Source organism: Microbacterium meiriae, from assembly GCF_025143875.1.
Lineage (GTDB): Bacteria > Actinomycetota > Actinomycetes > Actinomycetales > Microbacteriaceae > Microbacterium > Microbacterium meiriae.
Genome location: NZ_JAMBDU010000020.1, coordinates 26,846 through 50,517, shown reverse-complemented (window position 1 = coordinate 50,517; position 23,672 = coordinate 26,846). Strand labels below are relative to the sequence as shown.

Below are 23,672 nucleotides of genomic sequence, written 5' to 3'. Positions count from 1 at the left end.
CCCGGGTTCGCGTCGAGACCCCGGGGTGCTCGCGCGTCTACGCCGGGGTGTGGGCGCGAAACCGGGGTCTCGGCGGGAGAAGGTCGCCTAGCGCTTCGACTTGCGGTAGCCGGCCTTGACGGCGGCGCTCTCCGTGGAGAAGCACGCCTCCGGCTTCGTCTTCGCGTAGTACGCCCCGCTCCGCACGTGATAGATCATCGACTGCGCGTTGCCCTTGATGGGAGCCCACGCGGGGCAGTTCCAGGTCGAGATCGGCGTGGTGCGCCCCGGATAGACGACGGCGGCCGTCCGAGCCGATGTGCGCGCGGCGGAGATGTAGCCGCTCTTCGTGCCGGTGACCCGGACCGTGATCCTCGCCTTCACCATCGCCGGGGTGACGACGAGTGTCGAGCCGGTCGCACGGGAGATCGCCCGCCCGTTCATGTACCACTGGTAGCTCAGCCGGGTGCCGCTCGTCCAGGTGTACGGCACGGCCGTGAGGCGGGAGCCCACAATCGCGGATCCGGTGATCCGAGGCGTCGGTGCGGACAGGATCCCCTTCACCGCGGCCGTCGGCTTCGAGCGCCGCGATGCGGCGGCGTACCCGGCTTTGGTCCCGGAGACGACGACGGTCACCGTCTTCACGGCCGCCGACGACGGAAGCGTGAACGAGGCCGCGGTGGCTCGTGCGACAGCGGCACCGTTGATGTACCACTGATACGTCAGCCGTGTTCCCGCCGTCCAGGTTCCGGTCCTGACCTTGAGGGTCTGCCCGACGGTGGGCGTGCCGGTGATCGACGGTGTCGGGGCGACGAGCGGGCGGAGCACGGCGGCCGTCGCGGCCGAGGCGACCGTCGCCGACGCGAAGGCGGCCTTCTTCCCGGTCACCCTGACGGTGATGCGCGTCCCCGCGTGCGCCGTCGTCAGCGCGAGGGAGGAGGCCGTCGCCTTGGCGATCGCCTTTCCGTTCGCGTACCACTGGTAGCTGAGCGCGGCACCCGCGGTCCAGGCCCCCGGAAGCGCTCGAAGGGTCTGTCCGACGACGGGCGTACCGCTGATCGTGGGCACCGAGGTCTCCATGCGGTGCAGCGCCTCGAGTGCGGCATCGATCCCCGGCCGCGCCTCCCCTGCAGCCAGCACGAGCGGCCGCGCCTTCTCGAATCGAGGTGCGTCCTGCCACCACTCCGAGACCGCGCCCGCGACCGACGATACGAAGGCGACGCGATACTCGCCCGCCGGCAGCCCTCCGACGGCGAACGTACCGGCGTCCGTCACGACGTTGGCGGCGGCGACCGCGGCTCCGGCTCCGGCCGCCGGGTAGACGGCGACGACGACCCGCTGCCCGGTGATGTCCACGCCGGTCGGCGCGGTGACGCGCCCGGAGACGAGGGCGGAGCGCTCGAGCACCACGTCGCGCACGAACCCGTCGGGCCCCACAGACACGACCTCGCCGACCTGCGGGCCCCCCTGATCGAAGACGGCGCGTCCCTCCGACACCACACCGAGGACGACGTCGCCCTGCGGGACGCGCAGGGAGTACGACCCGTCTGTCACGCCGACGGCCGCGAGCGGGGAACCGGCATCCGCCCCGGGTGCATAGGCCGCGACGAAGGTCCGTCCCGCGCTCAGATCGGTGCCGTCAGGGAACGTGACCTGTCCGGAGACGACGGCGGTGCCGTCCGGATCCGTCTCACCGGGAGCGGCGGCGATCCCCGCGGCCGATTCCACTGCCGTGGGAAGCGCTTCGGCGACCCCGGGGAAGGCCGGGTCGGGCGCAACCGCCGCGCCGGCGGGGGCCGCGACGAAGACGAGCCCGGAGGCGAGGAGCGCGGCGGCGACCGTGACGGCCAGCGCGCGGAGGGTGCGGAGAGGAGCGGCGAACGCCATGAGCATCCTTCGGGACGGACGCGGTCGACGACCGCGCGGATCAGGGCGTTCTGAACAGATCACCTTCGTCATGAATACCGCTCCCGCGCTCCGAGGACAAGCTCGGATTCCTGCCCCTTTCGCCGAGACCCCGGGCCGCCGTCGAAACCCCGCGTTCCGCACGGGTCAAGCCCGGGGTCTCGACGCGAAGCCGGGGTCTCGGCGGGGAGGGCGCGAAGAGGGTCAGCGGAGGAGGCCGAGGCTGGCGAGCGCGTGCCGGATGAGGGTGCCGCGGCCGCCCTCCATCTCGGCGGCGACGGCATCGGAGGCCGCGGCCTCCGGGGAGAACCACGTCACCTCCAGCGCGTCCTGACGCGGCTCGCACGTGCCGGTCACAGGCACCACGAAGGCGAGGGAGACGGCGTGCTGACGGTCGTCGTGGTACGCGCTCACTCCCGGGATCGGGAAGTACTCGGCCACCGTGAACGGCAGGGGCTGCGGCGGCAGGAGCGGAAACGCCATGGGTCCGAGGTCGTTCTCGACATGACGGAACAGCGCGTCGCGGATCGTCTCTCCGAAGCGCACGCGGCCCGACACGATCGTGCGCGTGATCTCGCCGAGCGGGGTGGAGCGCAGCAGCACGCCGATCTCGGTGACCTGACCGGAGCCGTCCGTGCGCACGGGGATCGCCTCGACGTAGAGCATCGGCAGGTGGCGCCGCGCCTCCTCCAGCTCGACGTCGCTCAGCCAGCCGGGGTTCGCGTCCGGGCTCGGCGGGTTCGCGTCGCGGAACGAACCGAGGCCCTCGTCTTCGGGCTCCGGCTCCGGATCGGGTGTGCGCACCGCCATGCCTCCTTTCTACCAGCCGTCCTCGCGGATGGGCAGCATCGGCGCGAGCCCTGGCAGGATGACGGTGTGACCGAGAACCTGACGATCGACGCAGCCGCGACGCGATGGTCGCCCCCTGACCCCGCCGGGCTCCCGCTGCTCGTCCTGCTGCACGGCTACGGCGCCGACGAGCACGACCTCTTCGGCCTCGTCCCGTATCTGCCCTCCGGCATCGCCGTGGCCTCGGTCGCCGCTCCGCTCGCCCCGCCGTGGCCGACCCCCGGTCGCTCCTGGTACCCGATCGAGGGGCTCGACGGACGCAGCTCCGCCGCCGTCACCCTCGCGGCCGAGGCGTTCCTGCGCTGGCTCGACGAGGCCGCGGCGGACGCGCCGTCGGTGGCGCTGCTCGGGTTCTCCCAGGGTGCCGCGGTATCCCTCCAGGCCCTGCGGCTCGCGCCCGAGCGGTTCGGTGCGGTCGTCGCACTGAGCGGGTACGCCGCCCCGGACGCCCTTCCCCAGGACGAGCATCTGGCGGAGGTCAGCCCTCCGGTGTTCTGGGGCCGCGGCACGCACGACGACGTCATCCCCGCACCGCTGATCGCCCACACGGCGCAATGGCTCCCCGCGCACACGACCCTCTCCGGTCGCGTCTACAGCGGTCTCACCCACAGCATCTCCGAGGAGGAGCTCGGCGACGTCCACCGCTTCCTCACGACCTGGGTCGCGGGGATCGACGCGGATCAGGCGGAGGGGCCTCGGCCGTCCTGAGTGTCGTCGCCGGAGTCCGGGCCGTCGACGGCGTCGGCGCCGTCCGACCCTTTCTCGACGCTGCCTCCCGATCCGCGGAAAGCCACGGACAGCGCGATGCCGATGGCGACGCCGAAGACGAGGCCGAGCGCCCAGTTCTGCAACGCGATGCCCATGGAGACACCGATGGCCATGCCGACCGCGAGACCGATGCCGCGGCCGGTCCTGGCGCGCATCTCCTCTGGGCTGGGGTTCCGATCGTCTGCCATGCCTCCACGGTAGAAGCTCGCGAGCGCCCCCGCATCCCCCGCGCGACGGACCCGCGACACGCCCGGGAGTTGCACGACGCGACACGCCCGGGTATCGTCGTGGCGTCCTGTCCGCCGTGTCTGGAAGTCCTTTGATCTGAATCGTCGCCTCCGCGCCCCTCTTCTCGCGCGCTGACCCGACGATCGCCGACTCCCCGGCAGACGCCCTCCTCCGCTTCCGTGACTCCACGGCCCGGCAGGGGCTCGGTGTCAGTGCACCCTCGCACTCGACAGGAGACACCCCATGTCACACCCCTCTTCCTCGCACGCCTCGGTCGTCCTCGACCGGCTCTCCTTCACCTGGCCGGACGGCACGGTCGCGCTCGACGGCGTCTCCGGAGCCTTCGGTGCCGGGCGCACGGGCCTCGTCGGCCGCAACGGCGCCGGCAAGTCCACCCTGCTCCGACTGATCGCCGGGGAACTCGACCCCACTTCCGGATCCCTCAACACCTCGGGCGAGGTCGCCTTCCTCCCCCAGCAGCTCACGCTCGACGTGGACCGCCGGGTGTCCGACCTGCTCGGAGTGACGGCGGCACTCGACGCCGTGCGCGCCATCACGGCGGGCGACGTCGACCCCGCGCACTTCGACGCGGTCGGCGACGACTGGGACATCGAGGCACGGGCGGAGGCCTCCCTCGCGGAGGCCGGGCTCGTCCCCGCGTTCCTCGACCGCACGGTCGGCGAGTTGTCCGGCGGGGAGGCCGTGCTCGTCGCGATCGCCGGGATCCGGCTGCGGCGGGCACCCATCACGCTCCTCGACGAGCCGACGAACAACCTCGATCGCGACGCCAGGGCCACCCTCGCCGCGATGGTGCAGTCGTGGAAGGGCACGCTCATCGTCGTGAGCCACGACCTCGCACTGCTCGAGCTCATGGACGACACCGCCGAGCTCTACGGACGGAACCTCTCGGTGTTCGGCGGGCCGTACTCCGAGTGGCGCGCGTGGCTGGATGCGGAACAGGACGCGGCGAAGCAGGCCGAGGTCGCCGCCGCCCAGGTGCTCCGCAAGGAGAAGCGGCAGCGGATCGAGGCCGAGGTCAAGCTCGCTCACCGGGCCCGCACCGCCAAGAAGGCCGAGGTCGAGAAGCGCGTTCCGAAGATCATCGCGCACGGTCGGAAGATGGCCGCCGAGGTGTCCGCAGGGAAGCTGCGCACCGAGGTCGGCGCGAAGGAGGACGCGGCACGTGCGGCACACGATGCGGCGGGACGGCGGGTGCGGTCCGACGCGTCGATGAAGATCGAGCTTCCGGACCCCGACGTGTCGCGGAGTCGGCGGATCGCCGAGCTGAGCGGGCCCGAGCGGTCGTGGGTGATCCAGGGTCCGGAACGCGTGGCCCTCGTCGGGCGCAACGGCGCCGGCAAGACGACCCTGCTGGAGCGGCTGGTCGACGGGGCCGTGCACAACTCAGGAGCAGAGGCGCCGGAACGTCCGAATCCGACGCCGGAGGCGGAGATCGGGCGCGATCTCCTGAGTTGTGAACGGCCGGAGCTCCGGGCGGAGGCGCTCACTGACCGGATCGGCTACCTCCCGCAGCGCGTCGACGGTCTCGACGAGCGCCTCTCCGTCTTCGCGAACGTCGCCGCCGCGGCACCGCAGGTCCCGGAGAAGGAGCTCCGCAACCGGCTCGCGCGGTTCCTCATCCGGGGCGGGACGGCCGACCGCCCGGTGTCCGCGCTGTCCGGCGGGGAGAGGTTCCGGGTCGCTCTGGCCAGGCTGCTCCTCACGGATCCGGCTCCGCACCTCGTCGTCCTCGACGAGCCGACGAACAACCTCGACCTCGACACGGTCGACCAGCTCGTCGAGGCGCTGCGGGCCTACCGCGGCGCGGTGCTCGTGGTGAGTCACGACGACGCCTTCCTCGCCCGACTCGACCTCGACCTCACGCTCGAGATCGACGCGGACGGCGTGCTGCAGGAGGTCGTGTGACCTCGTCATCCATTCCGTCTGCACGACCCTTGACCGCCCGCACGACCGGAACCACGGTTCGGTCGTGCGGGCGGGACCGGGTCGTGCGGGCGGGAGAGGGGGCTGTCAAGGTCCGAGCCGGATGTCGGTGGGGTCGGGAATGATGGAGGCATGAGCGACGTGCTCGACCGCTTCACCCCGGCCACACAGGACTGGTTCCGGGGTGCCTTCACCGCACCCACACCGGCCCAGGCGGGCGCGTGGGAGGCGATCTCCGCCGGCAAGCATGCCCTCGTCGTGGCGCCGACAGGATCCGGCAAGACGCTGTCGGCGTTCCTCTGGGCCATCGACAGCGTGTTCCGCGAGCGCGCCGACGCGCCGGAGGAGCCGAAGAAGGACGGGTCCCGGACGCGGATCCTCTACATCTCCCCGCTCAAGGCCCTCGGCGTGGACGTGGAGCGCAACCTGCGTTCGCCGCTCATCGGCATCGGGCAGTCCGCCCGGCGGCTCGGCCTCACCGCCCCCGGCATCACGGTGGGCGTCCGCTCGGGCGACACGACATCGAGCGATCGGCGCAAGCTCGTGTCCGATCCGCCCGACATCCTCATCACCACGCCCGAGTCGCTGTACCTGATGCTCACGAGCAGGGCGGGCGAGACGCTGCGCGACGTGCACACCGTCATCATCGACGAGGTGCACGCCGTCGCCGCCACCAAGCGCGGCGCGCACCTCGCGGTGAGCCTGGAGCGCCTCGACGCCCTCCGTCGCTCCCACGGTGCGGAGACCGCAGCGCAGCGGATCGGCCTGTCCGCCACCGTGCGCCCCATCGACGAGGTGGCGCGCTTCCTCGGCGGCGGTGATCCGGTCGAGATCGTCGCCCCGCCGGCATCGAAGACCTTCGAACTCGGTGTCGTCGTGCCGATGGACGACATGACCAACCCGCCGCCGCCACCCGGGGCCCCGCCGGAGGCGCCGGGCATCGACGCGGAGTACACCGAGGTCACCGGGTCGGTGTGGCCGCACGTCGAGGAGGCGATCGTCGACCGCATCCTCCAGAACAACTCGACCATCGTCTTCGCGAACTCCCGCCGCCTCGCCGAACGGCTGACCGGACGGTTGAACGAGATCTACGCGGAACGGAGCGGCGTCGCGCTTCCGGAGCCGACCGTGCCCGCCGCGATGATGGCGCAGGCCGGGTCCACCGCGGGCGCCGATCCCGTGCTCGCCAAGGCCCACCACGGCTCGGTGTCGAAAGAGCAGCGTGCGCAGGTCGAGGAGGAGCTGAAGTCGGGCGTGCTCCGGTGCGTCGTCGCCACGAGCAGCCTGGAGCTCGGCATCGACATGGGCGCCGTCGACCTCGTGATCCAGGTGGAGGCGCCGCCGTCCGCGGCCTCCGGACTCCAGCGCGTGGGTCGCGCCGGGCATCAGGTCGGCGAGATCAGCCGCGCGGCCCTGTTCCCCAAGCACCGCGGCGACGTGCTGCACACCGCGATCGTGACGGAGCGGATGCTGGCGGGGAAGATCGAGGCGATCCAGGTGCCGCGGAATCCGCTCGACATCCTCGCCCAGCAGACCGTCGCGGCCAGCGCCCTCGGCGCCATCAGCGTCGAGGAGTGGTTCGAGACCGTCCGCCGTTCCGCCCCCTTCCAGTCACTCCCCCGTTCCGCCTACGAGGCCACGCTCGACCTGCTGGCCGGCCGTTTCCCCTCCGACGAGTTCGCCGAGCTGCGGCCGCGACTCGTCTGGGATCGCGATGCCGGCACGCTCACCGGCCGCCCGGGCGCACAGCGGATCGCGGTCACCAGCGGCGGCACCATCCCCGACCGCGGGCTCTTCGGCGTCTTCGTGGCGGGCGAGTCCACGGGCGCCCGAGTGGGCGAGCTCGACGAGGAGATGGTCTACGAGTCCCGCGTCGGCGACGTGTTCACCCTGGGGACCACGAGCTGGCGCATCGCCGAGATCACCCATGACCGGGTCAACGTCATCCCCGCCTACGGCCAGCCGGGAAAGGTCCCGTTCTGGCACGGCGACGGCATCGGGCGTCCGTTCGAGCTGGGCGAGGCACTGGGGGCGTTCTCCCGCGAGGTGTCCGCGGCGAAGCCGGAGAAGGCGGAGCAGCGCCTCATCGCCGCCGGACTCGACGAACAGGCGCGCGCGAACCTCCTCGCCCACCTCTCCGAGCAGCGGGAGGCCACGGGCACCCTGCCGACGGACCGCACGCTGACCGTCGAGCGCGGACACGACGAGGTCGGCGACTGGCGCGTCATCCTCCATTCCCCGTACGGCATGAAGGTGCATGCGCCGTGGGCGCTGGCGATCAACGCACGGGTGCGAGAGCGCCTCGGCGTCGAGGGCTCCGCGGTGGCGAGCGACGACGGCATCATCGTCCGCATCCCCGACGCCGAGTCGGAACCGCCCGGCGCGGAGCTGTTCGTCTTCGATCCGGATGAGCTCGAACAGCTCGTCACGCAGGAGGTCGGCGGCTCGGCGCTCTTCGCTTCCCGGTTCCGCGAGTGCGCCGCGCGGGCCCTGCTCATGCCGCGCACGAACCCCAACCGCCGGACGCCGCTGTGGCAGCAGCGCCAGCGCTCGGCGCAACTCCTGGAGGTCGCACGCCGGCATCCCACCTTCCCCGTCATCCTGGAGACCCTGCGCGAGGTGCTGCAGGACGTCTACGATCTGCCGTCGCTGCGCAAGCTCGCGACGAGCATCGCCGACCGCCGCATCCGCCTCGTCGAGACGCAGCCGGGGCAGCCGTCGCCCTTCGCGCGCGACCTCCTCTTCGGCTACGTCGGGGCGTTCATGTACGAGGGCGACTCACCGCTCGCGGAACGCCGCGCCGCCGCTCTCTCCGTCGACCCGGCGCTGCTGGGCGAGCTGCTGGGCACGGTCGAGCTGCGCGAGCTCCTCGACCCCGACGTCATCGCCCAGTTCGAGCGCGAGGCCCAGCGGCTCGATCCGGAACGCCGGGCGCGCGGCCTGGAGGGCGTCGCCGACCTGCTCCGGCTGCTCGGCCCGCTCGATGCCGACGAGGTCGCCGCGCGCCTCGATCCCGACTCCACCGCCGGGGCGACCGCGGCGGCACTGCTCGACGACCTCGTGACCGCGCGGCGGGCCATCCCGGTCACGATCGCCGGGGTGTCCAGGGTCGCCGCGATCGAAGACGCAGGGCGCCTGCGAGATGCGCTCGGGGCCGCCCTGCCGACCGGCATCCCCGTCGCGTTCCTCGAGCCCCTGGCGGATCCCCTCGGCGACCTCGTGGCCCGTCATGCCCGCACCCACGGCCCCTTCACGACCACGGCCGTCGCCGAGCGGTTCGGCCTCGGCGCCGCCGTCGCCCGGCACACCCTGCAGCGCCTGGAGACGAACGGCCGCCTCACGAGCGGGTACTTCCTCCCCACCGCGGCCGGCAGCGGCGACGACCTCGAGTGGTGCGACACCGAGGTCCTGCGGCGGCTGCGGATGCGGTCGCTCGCGGCGATCCGCGGATCCGTCGAACCCGTCTCGCCCGAGGCGTACGCGCGATTCCTTCCGGACTGGCAGCATCTCGGTCGCCCCCTGGAGGGCATCGACGGCGTGCTCACGGTGATCGAGCAGTTCGCCGGCGTCCCGATCCCGGCCAGCGCCTGGGAGTCGCTCGTCCTGCCATCGCGGGTGCGCGACTACTCCCAGGCGATGCTCGACGAGCTCACGGCCGCGGGCGAGGTGATCTGGTCCGGACACGGCACGCTCCCCGGGCGTGACGGGTGGGTCTCGCTGCACCCCGCCGATCTCGCCCCGTTCACGCTGCCCGATCCGGACGCGGAGATCGCCGCGGAGTCGCTCGAAGCGCGCCTCCTCGCGGCCCTCGCGGCGGGCGGCGCCTACTTCGCGGCGCAGCTCAAGGAGATGACCGGCGCCGATAACGAGCAGTCCGTGCTGGAGGCGCTGTGGTCTCTGACCTGGTCGGGGCATGTGACGAACGACACGTTCGCGCCGATCCGCTCGCTGCTGACCGGCGGCTCCCAGGCCCATAAGGTCAAGCGCCGTGCTCCGCGTGCGCGCACCTATCGCGGCATGTCCCTCACGCGCACGGCTCCTCGACCGACCTCGATCGGCGGACGCTGGTCGTTGCTCCCCGAGGTCGAGACCGACCCGGCGCGCCGCGCGACCGTCACCGCCGGCCTGCTCCTCGACCGGTATGGCGTCGTCACCCGCGGGGCCGTGCAGTCGGAGGGCGTGCCAGGCGGGTTCGCGCAGGCATACCGTGTGCTGGCCGGGTTCGAGGAGGCGGGGCACTGCCGCCGCGGCTACGTGATCGAGAAGCTCGGCGCCGCACAGTTCGCGGCATCGGCCACGGTCGACCGTCTGCGGACCTACGCCGGTCTCGCCGATCCGCCGCCGCGGAAGGCCGTCACCCTGGCGGCCACCGACCCCGCGAACCCCTACGGCGCGGCGCTCGGGTGGCCGAAGCTCGAGGGCGTCTCGCATCGCCCGGGGCGCAAGGCCGGCGGGCTCGTGGTGCTCGTCGACGGCGCGCTCGTTCTGTCGCTCGAGCGCGGCGGACGGACCGTGCTGTGCTTCACGGACGACGAGGAGGTGCTGCAGGCCGCCGCCGCCGACCTCGCGACGACAGCCAGGGACCGCCGCCTCGACACCCTGACCGTCGAGAAGGTGAACGGCGAGGGGGTGTACGGCACGATCCTCGGGCGGGCTCTGCAGGAGGCGGGCTTCGTGCAGACGCCGCGCGGCTTCACCCTCCGCAAGGCCGTCTGACCCGGCCTCACCACGACCACCACCGATCCACCCCTACCCTGGAGCCATGATCCGAGAGTTCGCCGCCGGCGTCCGCACCCTGTTCCGCGGGTTCGGCGTGTGGCGCACCCGTCCGGGGCTGATGGCGCTCGGACTCGTCCCCGCGATCATCGCGCTCGTCCTCCTCGCCGCCGTCCTCGTGCCGCTGATCCTGTCGATGCCCTCGCTGACAGCCTGGCTCACCCCGTTCGCCGACGGCTGGGTGGAGCCCTGGCGCGGCGTCCTGCGGACCGCGGTCGGCCTCGTCGTGGTCGCCGCCGCACTCGCTCTGGCCAGCTCCGTGTTCAGCGCTCTCACCCTCACGATCGGCGACCCGTTCTACCAGCGCATCTGGCACGCCGTCGAGAAGGACCTCGGCGACCCGCCTCCTGCGGATGGCGGCAGCTTCTGGACGACCGTCGGCGAGGGCCTCCGGCTCGTCGTGCTCGGCATCCTGATCGCGCTCCTCGTGCTCCTCATCGGCCTGGTGCCCGGCGTCGGCGGTGTCCTCGGAGCGGTCTCCGGTGTCGTCCTCACGGGCCGCCTGCTGGCGCGGGAGCTGACCGGTCGCGCCTTCGACGCCCGTGACCTCAGCCCCGCCGCCCGGGCCGCGCTGTTCTCCGGCAGTCGCGCCCGCGTGCTGGGCTTCGGCGTCGCGACCCAGCTGTGCTTCCTGATCCCCGGGGGTGCCGTCGCCGTGATGCCGGCCGCGGTCGCGGGGAGCACGATGCTGGCGCGAGACATGCAGGCACGCACCCCACTCGCCGCCGTCCAGCCGACGGCGAGTGCGGCCGTGCCGCACGACCGCACACCCGGGATCGCCTGATGCCCGAGGGCGATACCGTCTTCCGCACCGCACGCCGCCTGGACGAGGCCCTCGCCGGCGGGCAGGTCACGCGCTTCGACCTCCGCGTTCCGCGCTTCGCGACCCTCGATCTGACCGGCCAGCGGGTGCAGGGCGCCGTCCCCCGCGGGAAGCACCTGCTGCTGCGGATCGGCGAGAGCACGCTGCATTCGCATCTGCGCATGGACGGTGCGTGGTTCGTGTACCGGCCCGGTGAGAAGTGGCGGCATCCCGCGTTCAAGGTGCGGGCGATCGTCGGCACGGCCGAACGCGAGGCCGTGGGCGTGGACATCGCCGAAGTCGAGGTCGTCCCCACCCGCGACGAGGACGACCTCGTCGGCTACCTCGGCCCCGACCCGCTCGCGGCCGACTGGGACCCGATCGAGGCCGCACGGCGGCTCGGCACCGACACCCGGGCCATCCACGTCGCCCTGCTCGATCAGCGCAACGTCGCGGGGTTCGGCAACGAGTACGCGGCAGAACTCCTGTTCCTCCGGGGAATCCTGCCGACCACGCCGACTCCCGAGGTCGACGTGGCCGCCCTCCTCGACCTGGGCGTGCGGACCATCCGCGCGAACCGCGACCGCCGCAACCGCACCTTCACCGGCATCGACCGCCCGGGACAGTCCACGTGGGTCTACGGACGCGCCGGACGCCCCTGCCGACGCTGCGGAACGCTCATCCGTCGCGGGGAGCTGGGGGCGGATCCGACCCGTGAGCGGATCACGTTCTGGTGCCCTCGGTGCCAGCGCTGAGCGGTATCCATCCGCGGGAATGAATCTCCCCCTCTCGTGGTTGTTGATATATCCGGAGAACTCCGGAGCACGGGAGGAATCGTGGGCAAGAACTACGTCGACATCGAGAACGACCACGGAGCGACGCTGCGGTACCGCAAGCACGCCAACGGTCGCGGTCTCGTCGCGCATGGCGCCAAGGTGCATCCGAAGGCGCACATCGAGGCGGGGGCCTACATCGAACCGGGAGCACGCGTCGGAGCGGGGGCCATCGTCGCCCGCGGTGCGTGGGTGGACGAGGACGCCGTGATCGGCGAGGGCGCGTACATCGACGCCCACGCGCACGTCGGCCAGGGCGCGGCGGTCGGCGACCACGCGCACGTCGGGGTCCGCACCGACATCGGGGCCGGGGCCCGCATCGTGCGGGGCGCCCGCATCGGCGACGACGAAACGGTCGCGGCGGGGCTCACCGTCGCCACCGATCAGAAGGGTCTCTGGCTGGCGGCCTGACCGCTCTCAGAGCAGGCGCCGCTCCGACGCCCACGCGGTGAGCTCGTGGCGGGAGGAGAGCTGCAGCTTGCGCAGCACCGACGACACGTGCGTCTCGACGGTCTTGATCGAGATGAAGAGGGCGGTGGCGACCTCCTTGTACGCGTAGCCGCGGGCGATCAACCGCATCACCTCCTGCTCGCGCGAGGAGAGGCGGTCGAGTTCGTCGGTCGCGGTGGCGGTCTCGCCGGCCACGGCGCCGAACGCGTCGAGCACGAATCCCGCGAGCCGCGGCGAGAACACCGCGTCCCCCTCGGCGACGGCGTGCACGGCGGCGCTCACCTCGCCGCCTGACGAGCCCTTCGTGATGTAGCCACGCGCCCCGGCCCGGATGACCCGCACGACATCGGCCGCGGCATCGGAGACGCTGAGGGCCAGGAAGCGCGTGGTCGTCGGTCCCGTCCCTCGGATCACGGCTTCCCCGCCGGTCGCGTCGTCACCCTCGCCGCCCGGAAGGTGCACATCGAGGAGCACCACGTCGGGCGCCGTCTCCGCGATCACGGCGATCGCCGTGGGCACGTCTGCGGCCTCCCCCACGACCTCCACGCTCGCATCGAGGTCGGCCCGCAGGCCTGAGCGGAAGATGGAGTGGTCGTCGACGATCACGACGCGGAGACGGTCAGCCACGGGGCTCCTGTCGGCCGGCGCCCCGCTCCGGGGACGAGACGGTGGGCAGGCGCAGATGCACCTCGGTACCGGCGTCGTCGCTGCGCACCGAACCCGTGCCACCCGCGCGACGCAGGCGCCCGATGATCGACTCCCGCACACCGAGGCGATCGCCGGGCACGTCGGCGAGCCGGAACCCGGGACCGCGATCCCGGATGAACACGTCGACCCCGTCGATGCGCCCCTCGATGTACACCGAGATCTCGCCGCCGGCGTGCCGGGCGGCGTTCAGCATCGCCTCCCGGGCTGCGGCCGCCAGCTCGCCGCTCGCCCGCTCCGCAGACAGCCCGGCCGAGACCACGTCGATCCGGACCGGGTGGTCGATCTCCAGCGCCGCTGCGTAGTCGCGCAGGTCGGTCGGCAGGTCGCTGTCCGCCGGGGCGTCCCCGTCGTAGAGCCACGCGCGCAGCTCCCGCTCCTGCGCCCGGGCCAGCCGTGCCGCCTCGCTCGATGCCCCGGCCCGGTTCTGGATGAGGGCGAGCGTCTGCAGCACCGAGTCGTGCAGGTGGGCGGCCATCACGCTGCGCTGCTCCTCCCGGATGCGGCGCACCCGCTCTCCGGCCAGCTCCCGCCAGCGCGGAATGAGGGCCGAAGCCACCACCGCGACCAGCCCGGTCAGCGGGAGCAGCACGAGCACGACGCCCGAGCGGGCGATCGGCCACGAGAGGAGCAGGAGGACCACGAGGCCGAGGATGAGCACCGCGAGGATGCGGACGGTGGTGGTGTGCCGGGGGCCGCGCGCCGTGTCTGTGCGATCGATGAGCGTCGCCCACAGCCCGGAGGCGGTCGCGCACAGCGTGGTCCCGCCGACCACCACGGCCGCCGTCCCCGGAGGGATCGAGCCGTTCAGCCAGTCGCTGCCCCCGCGCCACACCACGATGACGAGGGCGCCGACGGCCGCGGGGACCAGCAGGAGCCAGGCGACCGGGAGGCGACGCGTCGGCGCCGTCGTCCCCTCCGTCCACGGCATGAAGGTCCAGCACCAGGCGTACAGGAGCACGCCCGCACCCCCGCAGAGCGTCAGGGCGACGAACAGCGCCCGCACCAGGCCCACGTGCACTCCGAGGTGCCGCGCGAGCCCGGCGCTCACTCCGGTCACGAGAGCGTCGCGGTCGCGGGTCAGCGCCGGACGCACGGTCGCCGGCGCGGGGCCGGGGAGCGTGGAGACGGCGGAGGACATACCGTCATCCAATCATCCTGTCCCCCGCTCGGGGTCCTCCCCGGCGCGGAATCAGGGTGCGCTCAGGGGATCCCCCCATGGCCTCACGGCGCCGGCGACCGCGAGGATCGACTCATGACGATTCCGACCGCTCCGCCGCCGCCCGCCGAGCCCGCCCCGTCGACGCCGGACACCCCTCGCGCACCGCGCGGCGCCGACCGCTTCCTGCTGTGGGTCGCCGGCCTCGGCGTCGTCCGCACCGACGGGTGGCTCGGCGGCGTGGCCGCGGGCATCGCGATCCGGCTGCGCATCGATCCGCTGATCGTGCGCGGGGTCCTCGTCGTCGCGGCCCTCTTCGGTCTTCCGGCCCTGTTCCTGTACGCCCTCGCCTGGGCCGTGCTGCCGGACGTCGACGGCCGCGTGCACCTGCGCGATCTGCTGCAGCGCCGGTACGACCCCGTGCAGCTCGGCATCCTCGCCCTCGCCGTGATCGGCCTCTTCCCGACGGCCCCGCTCACCGGGCGCCTGTTCGGACTCGGCTACGACGGCTGGTCGGCACTGTCGACCTTCACCTGGGTGGTCGGGCTCGTGCTCGCCGCCGCCTTGCTCTTCCTCATCGTGCGTGCCGCGCGCCGCACCCCGGGCGCTTCCGCGCCGGATCTGCCGGGGGCTTCCGCAGATCCGGCGGCCCCGGCCGCGTCCGCCCCCCTCGCGGGTTCGGGTCCCGCCACGGGGGCGGACGCCACTCCTCCCCCGGCGGCGGACGCGCCTCCCCCGCTTCCGCTCGCCGACGCCGTCGGGCACGACGTCCTCGCCATCCCCGCGCCTCCGGCCCCCCTGCCACCCGGCACGCAGGACCCCGCCGCGCTGGAAGCCTGGCGCGCCCAGCACGCCGCCTGGAAGGAGCAGGATCAGGCGTGGCGCCGTCAGCAGCAGGATGCGGAGCGCGCCGCACGCGACCAGCTCCGCCGGGAGCGTCAGGCCGAAGCCGCCGTGTTCGCCGCCGAGGCCGCGGAGCGCCGACGCCTTCGCCGCGCATCGAACCCGCGAGCCGGCTTCCCGTTCGTCATGACCGCCCTCGGCCTCGCCATCGTCGTCGGCGCCGGGGTGGGACTCGCCGTCGGAGAACCCGTCGGTGGGGCGCTGGGGCTGTTGTCCGGCGCACTGGTCCTGGCCCTGGCGATGATCACGGCCGGAGCCCTCCGTCGCCGCAGCGGCGCCCTGGCCTTCCTCACCGTGCTGACGCTGGCCGCGGGTCTCCTCACGGGCTTCCTGTCCACGATGCCCGGTCTCACCCTCGGGTACGCCTCGCTCACGAACAACCAGGAGGCGCACGTTCGACAGCCGTTCGGTGATCTGTACCTGCAGCTCCACCCGCACGACGGCGGCCCTCGCCCCATCGAGATCGAGAAGGGGTCGGGGCGGACCGAGATCTTCGTGGCTGCAGGCGTGCAGCTGCAGCTCCGCGGCACCGTCGGCGACGACGTGGAGGTGAGCTGGCTCCGCGTCGATCCGGACGATCCGATGGTCATGGACACCGGCGTCATCTCGACCCGGCCACGGGGCGAGGAGAACGTCCTCACCGCGAACATCTCCGCCGAGGAGGGCAGCCCCTCCACGATCCAGCCCGTGACCATCGACCAGTCGAGCGGCGTCATCGTCGTGACCCTGCAGGAGCCCGAGGAGGGCCAGGAATGAGCACCGAGACCATCACCGCACCACGGGTGCGCTGGGCATCCATCATCTGGGGCACGACCTTCGCCGCGATCGCCGCGGGGGCGCTGTGGTTCCTCGGCGACGCGGATCGCCGCGCCGCGCTGGCCGACGGCGTGGGGACGATGACTCCCGCCACCCTGCTCACGATCGTGCTCCTCACCGCGGGAGCTCTGTTCCTCGTGGGCGGTGTCACCGGGCTGGTCCGCCGGACTCAGCGGAACTCCCCCGCCGAGGACTCGGAGGACCCCGAGTAGCCTGGATCCCATGGCGCACCAGGGACGACGACCCGCGAAGGGCTCCGGCAAGGGCTCACCCGCCCACCGGGGCCGTGCCGCGGGCGGCGGCTCACGCCAGGGGAAGCCGGCTCCGCGCCGCTCGCCCCGCGCCGAGAAGGTCGTGTTCGACGCTCCGACCGCCGCACCCGAGGAGCCGCGGACGTTCCGCCTCGGCGCCGTGCCCGGAGCGACGCCGGGCAAGTGGATCGACACGTGGAAGCGGCGCCTGCCCCACGTGGCCCTCGAGCTCGTCGCGATCGAGGTCGCCGCGCAGCGAGAGGCGCTCGACGATCTCGACGCCGCCCTCGTGCGCCTCCCGCTGGACGACGACGCCCTGCACGTCATCCCGCTGTACGACGAGGTCCCCGTCGTCGTGGCCTCGACCGATTCGCACCTGCTCGCGGCGGACGAGCTGACGACCGCCGACCTCGACGGCGAGGTGCTGCACTCCCTGTCCGACGACGTGCTCGGGCCGGTGGAGGTGCCGGGCACCATCCCTGCACGCGTCGGACCCCTGTCGACCGCCGACGCGATCGCCACGGCGGCGACCGGTGTGGGCGTCGTCCTCGTCCCGATGTCACTGGCCCGACTGCACCACCGGAAGGACGCCGACTATCGGGTCCTCGCCGACGGCCCGGTCTCGACCGTGGCCCTCGCCTGGCCGCGCGACCGAACCACGCCTGACGTCGAGACCTTCGTCGGGATCGTCCGAGGACGCACCGCGAACTCGTCCCGCTGAGCCGTCGGGCCGGGACGCTCCCCCTCGTTAGACTCGCCTGATGGCCTCGCTTCTCTACGTCTGCGTGCGACCCGAGACCGGGGCGGCGGATGCCGAGCACGCTTCGTTCCGGCGGGCCCTCGGGGTCGACGTGGTCGATCGTCTCGACCTGCTCCACGAGCCGCTGACCGCGGCCCACCTGGATCGCTACCGCGGCGTCGTCATCGGCGGTTCGCCGTTCAACGTCACGGACGTCGAGAAGACCCCGGTGCAGCGGCGCGTGGAGGCCGATCTGGAGACGCTCGCCCGCGCCGCACGGGAACAGCGGATCGCCGCCTTCTTCACGTGCTTCAGCATCGGGGTGCTCACCCGCCTCCTCGGCGGCGAGGTCGTGACGACCATGCCGGAGGCGGCGAGCGCGACCGTCATCGACACGACGCCGGAGGGCGCCGTCGATCCCGTGTTCGGCCCGTCCGGTCCGGCACTCACCGTCTTCACCGCGCACAAGGAGAGCGCCGCCTCGACTCCGCCGGGAGCCGTGCTGCTCGCCACCAACGCGACCTGCCCCGTGCAGGCCTACCGGGTGGGGACGCACCTGTACGCCGCGCAGTTCCATCCCGAGCCGACGCCGCGCGACTTCGCCGACCGCATGACGTTCTACCGCACGACGGGGTACTTCGATCCGGCCCAGTTCGACGCGGTGCAGCAGGAGGTCCTCGCGGCCTCGGTCACCGAGGGTGCCGCCCTGCTCCGCCGCTTCGCCGAGCTGTTCGGCTGAATTCAGGTCGGCGCGTCGCCGCGGAGCAGCGGGACGCGCTCGCGCAGGTAGGCGTCCAGCGGCATGAAACCACCCGCCTGACTCCAGCGCACCGACGGCACGCCGTCGATGAGCGCGAGCGGACCGGAGGAGCCTCCGGCATCCACCGCGTCGACGTCGATCACGCTCCACCCGACGTGCACGACATCCCCCTCATGGAAGCCGCCCCGGAGCGCGAGGGCCCGGCGCTCGGCCCGTGCCCGCGCCGACTCGGCGGTGTATCCCCGACGCCCCGGGTCCGCCGCGCGGAGCACCTCCGCCGTCGCCAGGGCATGCGTGTCGGTGAGCAGGATGACGCCGAGGTGCCAGGCCTCGCCGACACGGACGATCCGCCGCCCGCGCCAGCGCGAGTCCTTCTCCTCGCCGAGGCCCTCGCGGGGTGCGCCGGCGAGCTCCTGCACGGCCTGGGTCAGCAGGGCGGAGGCGGTGGTCACAGCTCCCCCAGCGTGGTCTGGTCGGCGAGGCGCGGGCCCGCGACCTGCGCACGATCGCCCCGCAGCGTCATCCCGATCAGCGGGTACAGGAGCACCGACAGCATGCCCGCCCCGACGAGCGCGGCCGCGGTCCCCGAGTCGAGCATGTCCTGGTCCACGCCGATCGCGGTGACCGCGACGATGATCGGCAGCCCGGTGGCCGCGAGCAGGCCGAGGGCGGCACGGTCGCGTCCGCTCGCGCCCGCCGGGGCGGACAGCTGGGCGGCCGATCCGCGGATCACCAGGAGCGCCAGCAGGAACACCGGCACCAGGGACATCGCCGAGGGAGACGTCAGCAGCGCCTGCAGGTCGAAGGTCACGCCCGTGTAGAGGAAGAACACCGGGACGAGGAAGCCGAACGCGAGCCCCTCGATCTTGCTCTCGACCTCGGCCGCGTCCTTCTCGGGTGCCCGCGCCATGATGATGCGCCAGATGGCCCCCGCGACGAAGGCGCCGAGGAGCATGTCCAGGTCGAGCATCACGCTGAGGCCGACGAGGGCCGCGATGAGGAGGATCACGAAGCGCACCCCGAACTGGTCGGAGGTGTGGAGGGTCGCGCGCACGATGCCGTGCAGGCGCCCGTGCGGCACCCGGTGCGCGACGAGGACGGCGAGCCCCGCCAGCACGACGAAAGTCAGCAGCACCGCCGTGGCCAGGGGTGTCGTCCGGGTGCTCAGGAAGATCGAGATCGCGATCAGCGGCAGGAACTCCCCCACGGCGCCGATCGTGCTGATGGCACGGCCGAACGGGGTGTCCAGCTCCTTCGCATCGCGCAGGATCGGCATCAGCGTGCCGAGGGCGGTCGAGCTCAACGCGATCCCGATGACGACCATGCCCTCCCCCGGGGCGAAGAAGAAGCCGAGTCCGATGCCCAGCACCACGCTGAGCAGCCAGCCCAGCGACGCCCGCGCGAGCGGCTTGCCCGCCACCTGGCGGAAGTCGATCTCGGAGCCCGCGACGAAGAACAGCACGGCCAGGCCGAAGTCGCTGAGCTTCTCCAGGAGGGGCCCTGGCTCCACCCAGCCGAGCACGGCAGGACCGACGAGGATGCCGAGGACGAGCTCGAACACGACGATCGGCACCCGGACGAGCGGACGGACGCCGCGTGCGAGAAGCGGTGCGGCCACCGCCAGCAGCGGGATCAGCACCAGTCCGACGTCGCTCGCATCCACGGTCTCAGGGTAGCGACGCCGCGGGCGATTCGCTCCCCGCCCGCGCGACACGGCAGAATCGATGCACACCCCGAGGAGCAGCCATGACCCAGCCCGATACCGCCCGACTGCTGATCGCCTGCGACGACCAGCCCGGCATCGTCGCCGCGGTCGCCGGCGTGCTCGCCCGGCACGGGGCGAACATCATCTCGCTCGACCAGCACTCGACCGACTCCGAGGGTGGCCGATTCTTCCAGCGGACGGTCATCCACCTCGACGGCCTGTCCGCCGCGCGCCCCGCCCTGGAGGCCGACATCGCGGCGGTCGCGGAGCGCTTCGGCATGGAGTGGTCGCTGCACGACGTCGCCCGGCGCAAGCGCGTGGCGATCTTCGTCTCGAAGTACGACCACTGCCTCATGGAGCTGCTCTGGCGCACGCAGCGGGGGCAGCTCGACATCGACATCACCATGGTCGTCTCGAACCACCCCGACCTCGCCGAGGCGGTCCGCTCCTTCGGAGTGCCGTTCGTGCACATCCCCTCGACGGACAAGCAGGCGATGGAGGAGCGTCAGCTCGACCTCCTCCGCGGCAACGTCGATCTCGTCGTGCTCGCCCGGTACATGCAGATCCTCAGCGACGACTTCATCACGCGCCTCGAAGCCCCGGTCATCAACATCCACCACTCGTTCCTGCCCGCCTTCATCGGCGCGAACCCCTACGCCAGGGCGAAGGAGCGCGGCGTGAAGCTGATCGGTGCCACGGCGCACTACGCCACAGCCGACCTCGACGAGGGGCCGATCATCGAGCAGGACGTCACGCGGGTCACGCACTCCGAGTCCGCGGCCGAGCTGCAGAGCCGGGGCGCCGACGTCGAGCGTCTGGTGCTCGCCCGTGCCGTGCAGTGGCATGCCGAGGACCGCGTGATCGTGCACGGCCGCTCGACCGTCATCCTCTAGCGCACCGGCCGCTCAGCGGTCGGCGTTCCTCACCGGCCGGGGACTCCGGCGGCGAGCTCTGCGAAGACCTCGGCGGCGGTCGTCCCGCGCGCGAGCGGGGCGGCCTGCCCCATCCACAGCGACTGCAGCTCGCCGAGATTCTGCTCTCCTGCCGCCGCGCGGAAGCGTCCGGTGAGCCAGTTCTGCATCGGGAACGGGGCGATCGTGTCGCTCGCCTCGATCGCCCGCACCGCGCGATTGCGGGCTCCGCGGGCGAGGCGTCCGCTCATCGCCTTCGTCAGCACGGTCTCGTCGGCGGCAGTGGTCCGGATGGCGTCGCGGTGCGCTGCGGTCGCGGCGGACTCGGCGGTCGCGAGGAACGCCGTCCCCACCTGCACGCCGGAGGCACCGAGGGCGAAGGCCGCAGCGACCCCACGGCGGTCGGCGATCCCGCCGGCGGCGATGACCGGCACGTCGACGGCGTCCACGACCTGGGGCACGAGCGCGATGGTGCCGACGAGCGACTCGGTCGCGGGGCGCAGGAACGACACGCGGTGCCCGGCCGCCTCGGCTCCGGACGCGACGACGGCATCGACACCGGCTTCGGCGAGCGCGACCGCTTCGGCGACCGTGGTGGCGGTGCCGACGACCCGGATGCCGCGGTCGCGGGCCTCGGCGACGACGGCGGGCGACGGCACCCCGAACACCACGCTCAGCACGGCGGGGGCGACCTCCCAGACCGCGTCGAGCTGCTCGTCGAGGTCGGGCATGTAGCGCTCGGGGCGTGCCGGCACCGGAACCCCGACGGCCTCGTAGAACGGCTCCAGCGCCTGCGCGAAGACCGTGTGCTGCGGGTTCGGCACGGCCTCGTCACCCAGGGGCAGCCAGATGTTCAGCGCGAAGGGGCGGTCGGTGGCGCGGTGCAGCTCGGCCCCGACCTCCCGGATCCGGTCCCCGTCGTAGCCGTAGAGACCGTAGGATCCGAGCCCGCCGGCCGCGCTCACCGCCGCCGTCAGCTCCACCGACGAGGTCCCCCCGAACGCCCCCAGCACGATCGGATTCTCCACTCCCAGAAGTTCTTCTGTCGCCATACCCCGACGGTACGCCTTCGAATCGCCTGAATGGCTCCATCGGCGGCCCGGATACAGCGATTCAGGCGATTCGAACGGGGTAAGCTCGCGGCATGAGCGAGTGGTTCGGGCAGATGCTCGGCTTCGTCGCGGCCGCGATCGGCCTTGTGACGATGCCGGATGCCGCCGCGCTCGGGCTCGCGATCGCGCTGCTCGCCGTCACCGTCCTCACGCTCGCGCTCGTGCTGAGCGTGCGCCACCAGGCCTCCGCCGATGCCCCGCACCCGCTGCGGGCGATCGATGTCGGAACGCTCCTCCCGCAGAGCGATCCGGATGCCGCCGGGCACCCTCGTCCGCGAGCGCCGGGAGTCGCGACCGCCGCGTAGTCCGTCCGACCGGGACCGCGCGGCCTTCGCCGACCCTTCCCGACCTCATCGAACGGACCTTCCCGTGGACATCTTCGCCTTCCCTCCGCTCGCCGCGCTCCTGGACGCCGCCTACGGTGCCTTGAACGGCCTCTCCACCCTTCTCGAACCCCTCGCCGGCCCCTCCGCCGCCGCCCTCGCCGTGGTCCTGGTGACCCTCCTCGTGCGCGCCCTCCTCATCCCTGTCGGCATCTCCCAGGCCCGAGCCGAGCAGACCAGAGCCCGCCTCGCCCCGAAACTGCGCGCGCTGCAGCAGCGCCACCGGAAGAACCCGGAGCGCCTGCAGCAGGAGATGATGGCGCTTTACCGGGCCGAGAACACCTCGCCCTTCGCGGGGATGCTGCCCGTGCTGGCGCAGGCACCCGTCGTCGGGCTGCTGTACACCCTGTTCCTGCGACCGGAGATCGCCGGACACCCGAACGAGTTGCTCACCCACGACCTCTTCGGTGCCCCGCTCGGCACGAGCCTGGTGTCGGCCCTGTTCGGCGGCACCGCGACCCCGGCGACGTTCGCGGTCTTCGGCGTGCTGCTGGCCGTGATGATCGCCGTCGCCGAGGTCACCCGGCGGGTGTTCCGGCCGGTCCCCGTCGAAGGCGACGACTCCCCGCTCAGCTCCCCCGGCATGCTGCGGATGATGTCGGCGCTGCACTATCTCACCGCGGTGTTCGCGGCCTTCGTCCCCCTGGCCGCCGCGCTCTATCTCACGGTCACGGTGGTGTGGACCCTCGTGCAGCGGGTGATCCTGCGCCGCCGCTACCCGCTGCCGCAGCCGGCCGTCGTCCGGGCGTGAGAGCCGCTCGGCCGGAGGGGTCAGTCCGGAAGCGGGATCGGAGCGGTGAACGGTCCCGCGGCACCGTCGCCCCTCCGGTCGCGGCGCACGCCGAGAGTGGTCCCGACGCTCGCCGCGATCACGAGCGCCACCGCGAGCAGCCGCAGCGGCGTGGCGTCCTGTCCGAGGATGAGCCACCCGGCGAGGGTCGCGAACGCCGGCTCGAGGCTCAGCAGCACCCCGAACACCCGCTGCGGCAGCCGTCGGAGCGCCGCGAGCTCGAAGCTGTACGGGATGACGGACGAGAGCACCGCGGTGACCGCCGCGAGCAGGAGGAGCTGCGGGTCCAGCGCCACGGTGGCCGCCGCGGGCACACCCACGGGGATGAGGAGCACGGCCGCGACGACGAGCCCCATCGCGAGCCCACTGCTGCCGGGGATGAGGGCGCCGACGCGCGCGCTCATCCTGATGTACATGACCCAGAATCCGGCCGCGATGAGGATGAAGACCACGCCGAGCGGGTCGAGGGGCTCGGCGCCGACGAGGCCGTCCAGGCCGAGCAGCGCCATGCCGAGCAGGGCCACCCCCACCCACACCGCATCCCGGAGACGACGGGTCAGCACGGCGGCGAGCACGAGCGGCCCGAGGAATTCGATCGCCACCGCGGGTCCCAGAGGGATGCGGTCGATGGCGGCGTAGAAGAATCCGTTCATCGCGGCCAGCGACACCCCGAACAGCACGGCGGCGAGCCACTGCGACCGGGTCCAGGCGCGGGGCCGCGGTCGCACGATGACGACCAGCAGCAGCGCGGCGATCGCGACGCGGAGCGATGTCACGCCCCACGGCCCGAGGACGGGGAAGAGCTGCGCGGCGACGGCGGCGCCGAACGGCAGGGAGAGGCAGGATCCGATGACGAGGGCGACGCCCACGAGGGGTCCGGATGTCGCGGGTCTCTGCACCAGAC

At 72.7% G+C, this 23,672-nt stretch carries 22 protein-coding genes; 13 read left to right on the top strand and 9 right to left on the bottom strand.

Going from position 1 to position 23,672, the window contains the following annotated elements:
* Positions 1-87: 87 nt before the first annotated feature.
* Both M4D53_RS12615 and M4D53_RS12610 read right to left on the bottom strand, forming a co-directional pair.
* On the bottom strand, positions 88-1,866 hold the full coding sequence (locus tag M4D53_RS12615; RefSeq protein ID WP_187662310.1) for a sunset domain-containing protein: 1,779 nt from the start codon (positions 1,864-1,866) through the stop codon (positions 88-90).
* A gap of 222 nt (positions 1,867-2,088) precedes the next feature.
* Positions 2,089-2,694 carry a DUF4916 domain-containing protein gene (locus tag M4D53_RS12610; RefSeq protein ID WP_259954327.1) on the bottom strand — a complete coding sequence of 202 codons (606 nt, stop codon included), beginning with the start codon at positions 2,692-2,694 and terminating at the stop codon, positions 2,089-2,091.
* A 66-nt stretch (positions 2,695-2,760) separates the two neighbouring features.
* Here M4D53_RS12610 and M4D53_RS12605 point away from each other — a divergent pair, with 66 nt between their 5' ends.
* Complete coding sequence (locus tag M4D53_RS12605) at positions 2,761-3,441, top strand: alpha/beta hydrolase (protein ID WP_187662312.1); 681 nt, start codon at positions 2,761-2,763, stop codon at positions 3,439-3,441.
* Here the strand turns inward: M4D53_RS12605 and M4D53_RS12600 are convergent.
* Positions 3,414-3,689: a hypothetical protein gene (locus M4D53_RS12600; RefSeq protein WP_259954326.1), complete on the bottom strand. Its 276-nt coding sequence runs from the start codon at positions 3,687-3,689 to the stop codon at positions 3,414-3,416. The two genes, M4D53_RS12605 and M4D53_RS12600, sit on opposite strands and share 28 nt — an antisense overlap.
* Before the next feature lie 283 nt (positions 3,690-3,972).
* Here M4D53_RS12600 and M4D53_RS12595 point away from each other — a divergent pair, with 283 nt between their 5' ends.
* The 5 genes from M4D53_RS12595 (at position 3,973) to M4D53_RS12575 (ending at position 12,495) form a co-directional block, all read left to right on the top strand.
* Complete coding sequence (locus M4D53_RS12595) at positions 3,973-5,655, top strand: ABC-F family ATP-binding cassette domain-containing protein (RefSeq protein WP_259954325.1); 1,683 nt, start codon at positions 3,973-3,975, stop codon at positions 5,653-5,655.
* Positions 5,656-5,805: 150 nt separating this feature from the next.
* The gene (locus M4D53_RS12590) at positions 5,806-10,389 is read left to right on the top strand and encodes an ATP-dependent helicase (protein ID WP_259954324.1); all 4,584 of its coding nucleotides are present in this window, start codon (positions 5,806-5,808) and stop codon (positions 10,387-10,389) included.
* Positions 10,390-10,435: 46 nt separating this feature from the next.
* Complete coding sequence (locus tag M4D53_RS12585) at positions 10,436-11,233, top strand: EI24 domain-containing protein (protein ID WP_259954323.1); 798 nt, start codon at positions 10,436-10,438, stop codon at positions 11,231-11,233.
* The gene (locus M4D53_RS12580; protein WP_187662317.1) at positions 11,233-12,006 is read left to right on the top strand and encodes a DNA-formamidopyrimidine glycosylase family protein; all 774 of its coding nucleotides are present in this window, start codon (positions 11,233-11,235) and stop codon (positions 12,004-12,006) included. Before M4D53_RS12585 ends, M4D53_RS12580 begins: the two co-directional genes overlap by 1 nt.
* An 81-nt stretch (positions 12,007-12,087) precedes the next feature.
* Positions 12,088-12,495, top strand: a complete 408-nt coding sequence (locus M4D53_RS12575) for a DapH/DapD/GlmU-related protein (protein ID WP_025102471.1) — start codon at positions 12,088-12,090, stop codon at positions 12,493-12,495.
* Positions 12,496-12,501: 6 nt separating this feature from the next.
* Here M4D53_RS12575 and M4D53_RS12570 read toward each other — a convergent pair whose 3' ends face one another.
* Entirely contained in the window at positions 12,502-13,161 is a 660-nt protein-coding gene (locus tag M4D53_RS12570) for a LuxR C-terminal-related transcriptional regulator (protein ID WP_187662318.1), read from the bottom strand.
* On the bottom strand, positions 13,154-14,380 hold the full coding sequence (locus tag M4D53_RS12565; RefSeq protein WP_259954322.1) for an ATP-binding protein: 1,227 nt from the start codon (positions 14,378-14,380) through the stop codon (positions 13,154-13,156). Before M4D53_RS12565 ends, M4D53_RS12570 begins: the two co-directional genes overlap by 8 nt.
* A 114-nt stretch (positions 14,381-14,494) precedes the next feature.
* On the opposite strand from M4D53_RS12565, the gene M4D53_RS12560 reads away from it, so the two are divergent.
* Genes M4D53_RS12560 through M4D53_RS12545 form a run of 4 tightly spaced genes read left to right on the top strand, consistent with a single transcriptional unit; the run spans position 14,495 to position 17,846 of the window.
* Positions 14,495-16,057, top strand: a complete 1,563-nt coding sequence (locus tag M4D53_RS12560) for a PspC domain-containing protein (RefSeq protein ID WP_259954321.1) — start codon at positions 14,495-14,497, stop codon at positions 16,055-16,057.
* A complete protein-coding gene (locus tag M4D53_RS12555; RefSeq protein WP_259954320.1) occupies positions 16,054-16,329 on the top strand; it encodes a hypothetical protein in 276 nt (91 codons plus the stop codon). The genes M4D53_RS12560 and M4D53_RS12555 overlap by 4 nt, the downstream gene beginning before the upstream one ends.
* A 10-nt stretch (positions 16,330-16,339) precedes the next feature.
* Positions 16,340-17,089 (top strand): substrate-binding domain-containing protein, encoded by a 750-nt coding sequence (locus M4D53_RS12550; RefSeq protein WP_259954319.1) that lies wholly within the window; start codon positions 16,340-16,342, stop codon positions 17,087-17,089.
* A 40-nt stretch (positions 17,090-17,129) separates the two neighbouring features.
* Positions 17,130-17,846: a glutamine amidotransferase-related protein gene (locus M4D53_RS12545; RefSeq protein ID WP_259954318.1), complete on the top strand. Its 717-nt coding sequence runs from the start codon at positions 17,130-17,132 to the stop codon at positions 17,844-17,846.
* A 2-nt stretch (positions 17,847-17,848) separates the two neighbouring features.
* Here the strand turns inward: M4D53_RS12545 and M4D53_RS12540 are convergent, their stop codons facing one another.
* On the bottom strand, positions 17,849-18,319 hold the full coding sequence (locus tag M4D53_RS12540; protein WP_259954317.1) for a glutaminase: 471 nt from the start codon (positions 18,317-18,319) through the stop codon (positions 17,849-17,851).
* Positions 18,316-19,530, bottom strand: coding sequence for a cation:proton antiporter (locus tag M4D53_RS12535; RefSeq protein WP_259954315.1), 1,215 nt, complete (start codon positions 19,528-19,530; stop codon positions 18,316-18,318). The genes M4D53_RS12540 and M4D53_RS12535 overlap by 4 nt, the downstream gene beginning before the upstream one ends.
* Before the next feature lie 83 nt (positions 19,531-19,613).
* On the opposite strand from M4D53_RS12535, the gene purU reads away from it, so the two are divergent.
* A complete protein-coding gene (gene purU / locus M4D53_RS12530; protein ID WP_187662325.1) occupies positions 19,614-20,465 on the top strand; it encodes a formyltetrahydrofolate deformylase in 852 nt (283 codons plus the stop codon).
* Positions 20,466-20,494: 29 nt separating this feature from the next.
* On the opposite strand, the gene M4D53_RS12525 is transcribed toward purU, so the two are convergent.
* On the bottom strand, positions 20,495-21,535 hold the full coding sequence (locus M4D53_RS12525; protein ID WP_259954312.1) for an NAD(P)H-dependent flavin oxidoreductase: 1,041 nt from the start codon (positions 21,533-21,535) through the stop codon (positions 20,495-20,497).
* A 92-nt stretch (positions 21,536-21,627) separates the two neighbouring features.
* Here M4D53_RS12525 and M4D53_RS12520 point away from each other — a divergent pair, with 92 nt between their 5' ends.
* Together M4D53_RS12520 and M4D53_RS12515 are read left to right on the top strand one after the other, a co-directional pair.
* Positions 21,628-21,900 carry a DUF6412 domain-containing protein gene (locus M4D53_RS12520; protein WP_085606466.1) on the top strand — a complete coding sequence of 91 codons (273 nt, stop codon included), beginning with the start codon at positions 21,628-21,630 and terminating at the stop codon, positions 21,898-21,900.
* 64 nt (positions 21,901-21,964) lie between these two features.
* Entirely contained in the window at positions 21,965-22,729 is a 765-nt protein-coding gene (locus M4D53_RS12515; RefSeq protein WP_259954310.1) for a YidC/Oxa1 family membrane protein insertase, read from the top strand.
* Between the two features lie 20 nt (positions 22,730-22,749).
* Here the strand turns inward: M4D53_RS12515 and M4D53_RS12510 are convergent, their stop codons facing one another.
* On the bottom strand, positions 22,750-23,667 hold the full coding sequence (locus M4D53_RS12510; protein WP_259954308.1) for an EamA family transporter: 918 nt from the start codon (positions 23,665-23,667) through the stop codon (positions 22,750-22,752).
* Positions 23,668-23,672 lie beyond the last annotated feature (5 nt).

Coding starts and splice junctions, on each gene's coding strand:
- M4D53_RS12550 (WP_259954319.1), top strand. CDS start 16,340: ATGGCGCACCAGGGACGACGACCCGCGAAGGGCTCCGGCAAGGGCTCA.
- M4D53_RS12615 (WP_187662310.1), bottom strand. CDS start 1,866: ATGGCGTTCGCCGCTCCTCTCCGCACCCTCCGCGCGCTGGCCGTCACG.
- M4D53_RS12580 (WP_187662317.1), top strand. CDS start 11,233: ATGCCCGAGGGCGATACCGTCTTCCGCACCGCACGCCGCCTGGACGAG.
- M4D53_RS12565 (WP_259954322.1), bottom strand. CDS start 14,380: ATGTCCTCCGCCGTCTCCACGCTCCCCGGCCCCGCGCCGGCGACCGTG.
- M4D53_RS12595 (WP_259954325.1), top strand. CDS start 3,973: ATGTCACACCCCTCTTCCTCGCACGCCTCGGTCGTCCTCGACCGGCTC.
- M4D53_RS12545 (WP_259954318.1), top strand. CDS start 17,130: ATGGCCTCGCTTCTCTACGTCTGCGTGCGACCCGAGACCGGGGCGGCG.
- purU (WP_187662325.1), top strand. CDS start 19,614: ATGACCCAGCCCGATACCGCCCGACTGCTGATCGCCTGCGACGACCAG.
- M4D53_RS12590 (WP_259954324.1), top strand. CDS start 5,806: ATGAGCGACGTGCTCGACCGCTTCACCCCGGCCACACAGGACTGGTTC.
- M4D53_RS12600 (WP_259954326.1), bottom strand. CDS start 3,689: ATGGCAGACGATCGGAACCCCAGCCCAGAGGAGATGCGCGCCAGGACC.
- M4D53_RS12610 (WP_259954327.1), bottom strand. CDS start 2,694: ATGGCGGTGCGCACACCCGATCCGGAGCCGGAGCCCGAAGACGAGGGC.
- M4D53_RS12555 (WP_259954320.1), top strand. CDS start 16,054: ATGAGCACCGAGACCATCACCGCACCACGGGTGCGCTGGGCATCCATC.
- M4D53_RS12560 (WP_259954321.1), top strand. CDS start 14,495: ATGACGATTCCGACCGCTCCGCCGCCGCCCGCCGAGCCCGCCCCGTCG.
- M4D53_RS12525 (WP_259954312.1), bottom strand. CDS start 21,535: ATGGCGACAGAAGAACTTCTGGGAGTGGAGAATCCGATCGTGCTGGGG.
- M4D53_RS12585 (WP_259954323.1), top strand. CDS start 10,436: ATGATCCGAGAGTTCGCCGCCGGCGTCCGCACCCTGTTCCGCGGGTTC.
- M4D53_RS12520 (WP_085606466.1), top strand. CDS start 21,628: ATGAGCGAGTGGTTCGGGCAGATGCTCGGCTTCGTCGCGGCCGCGATC.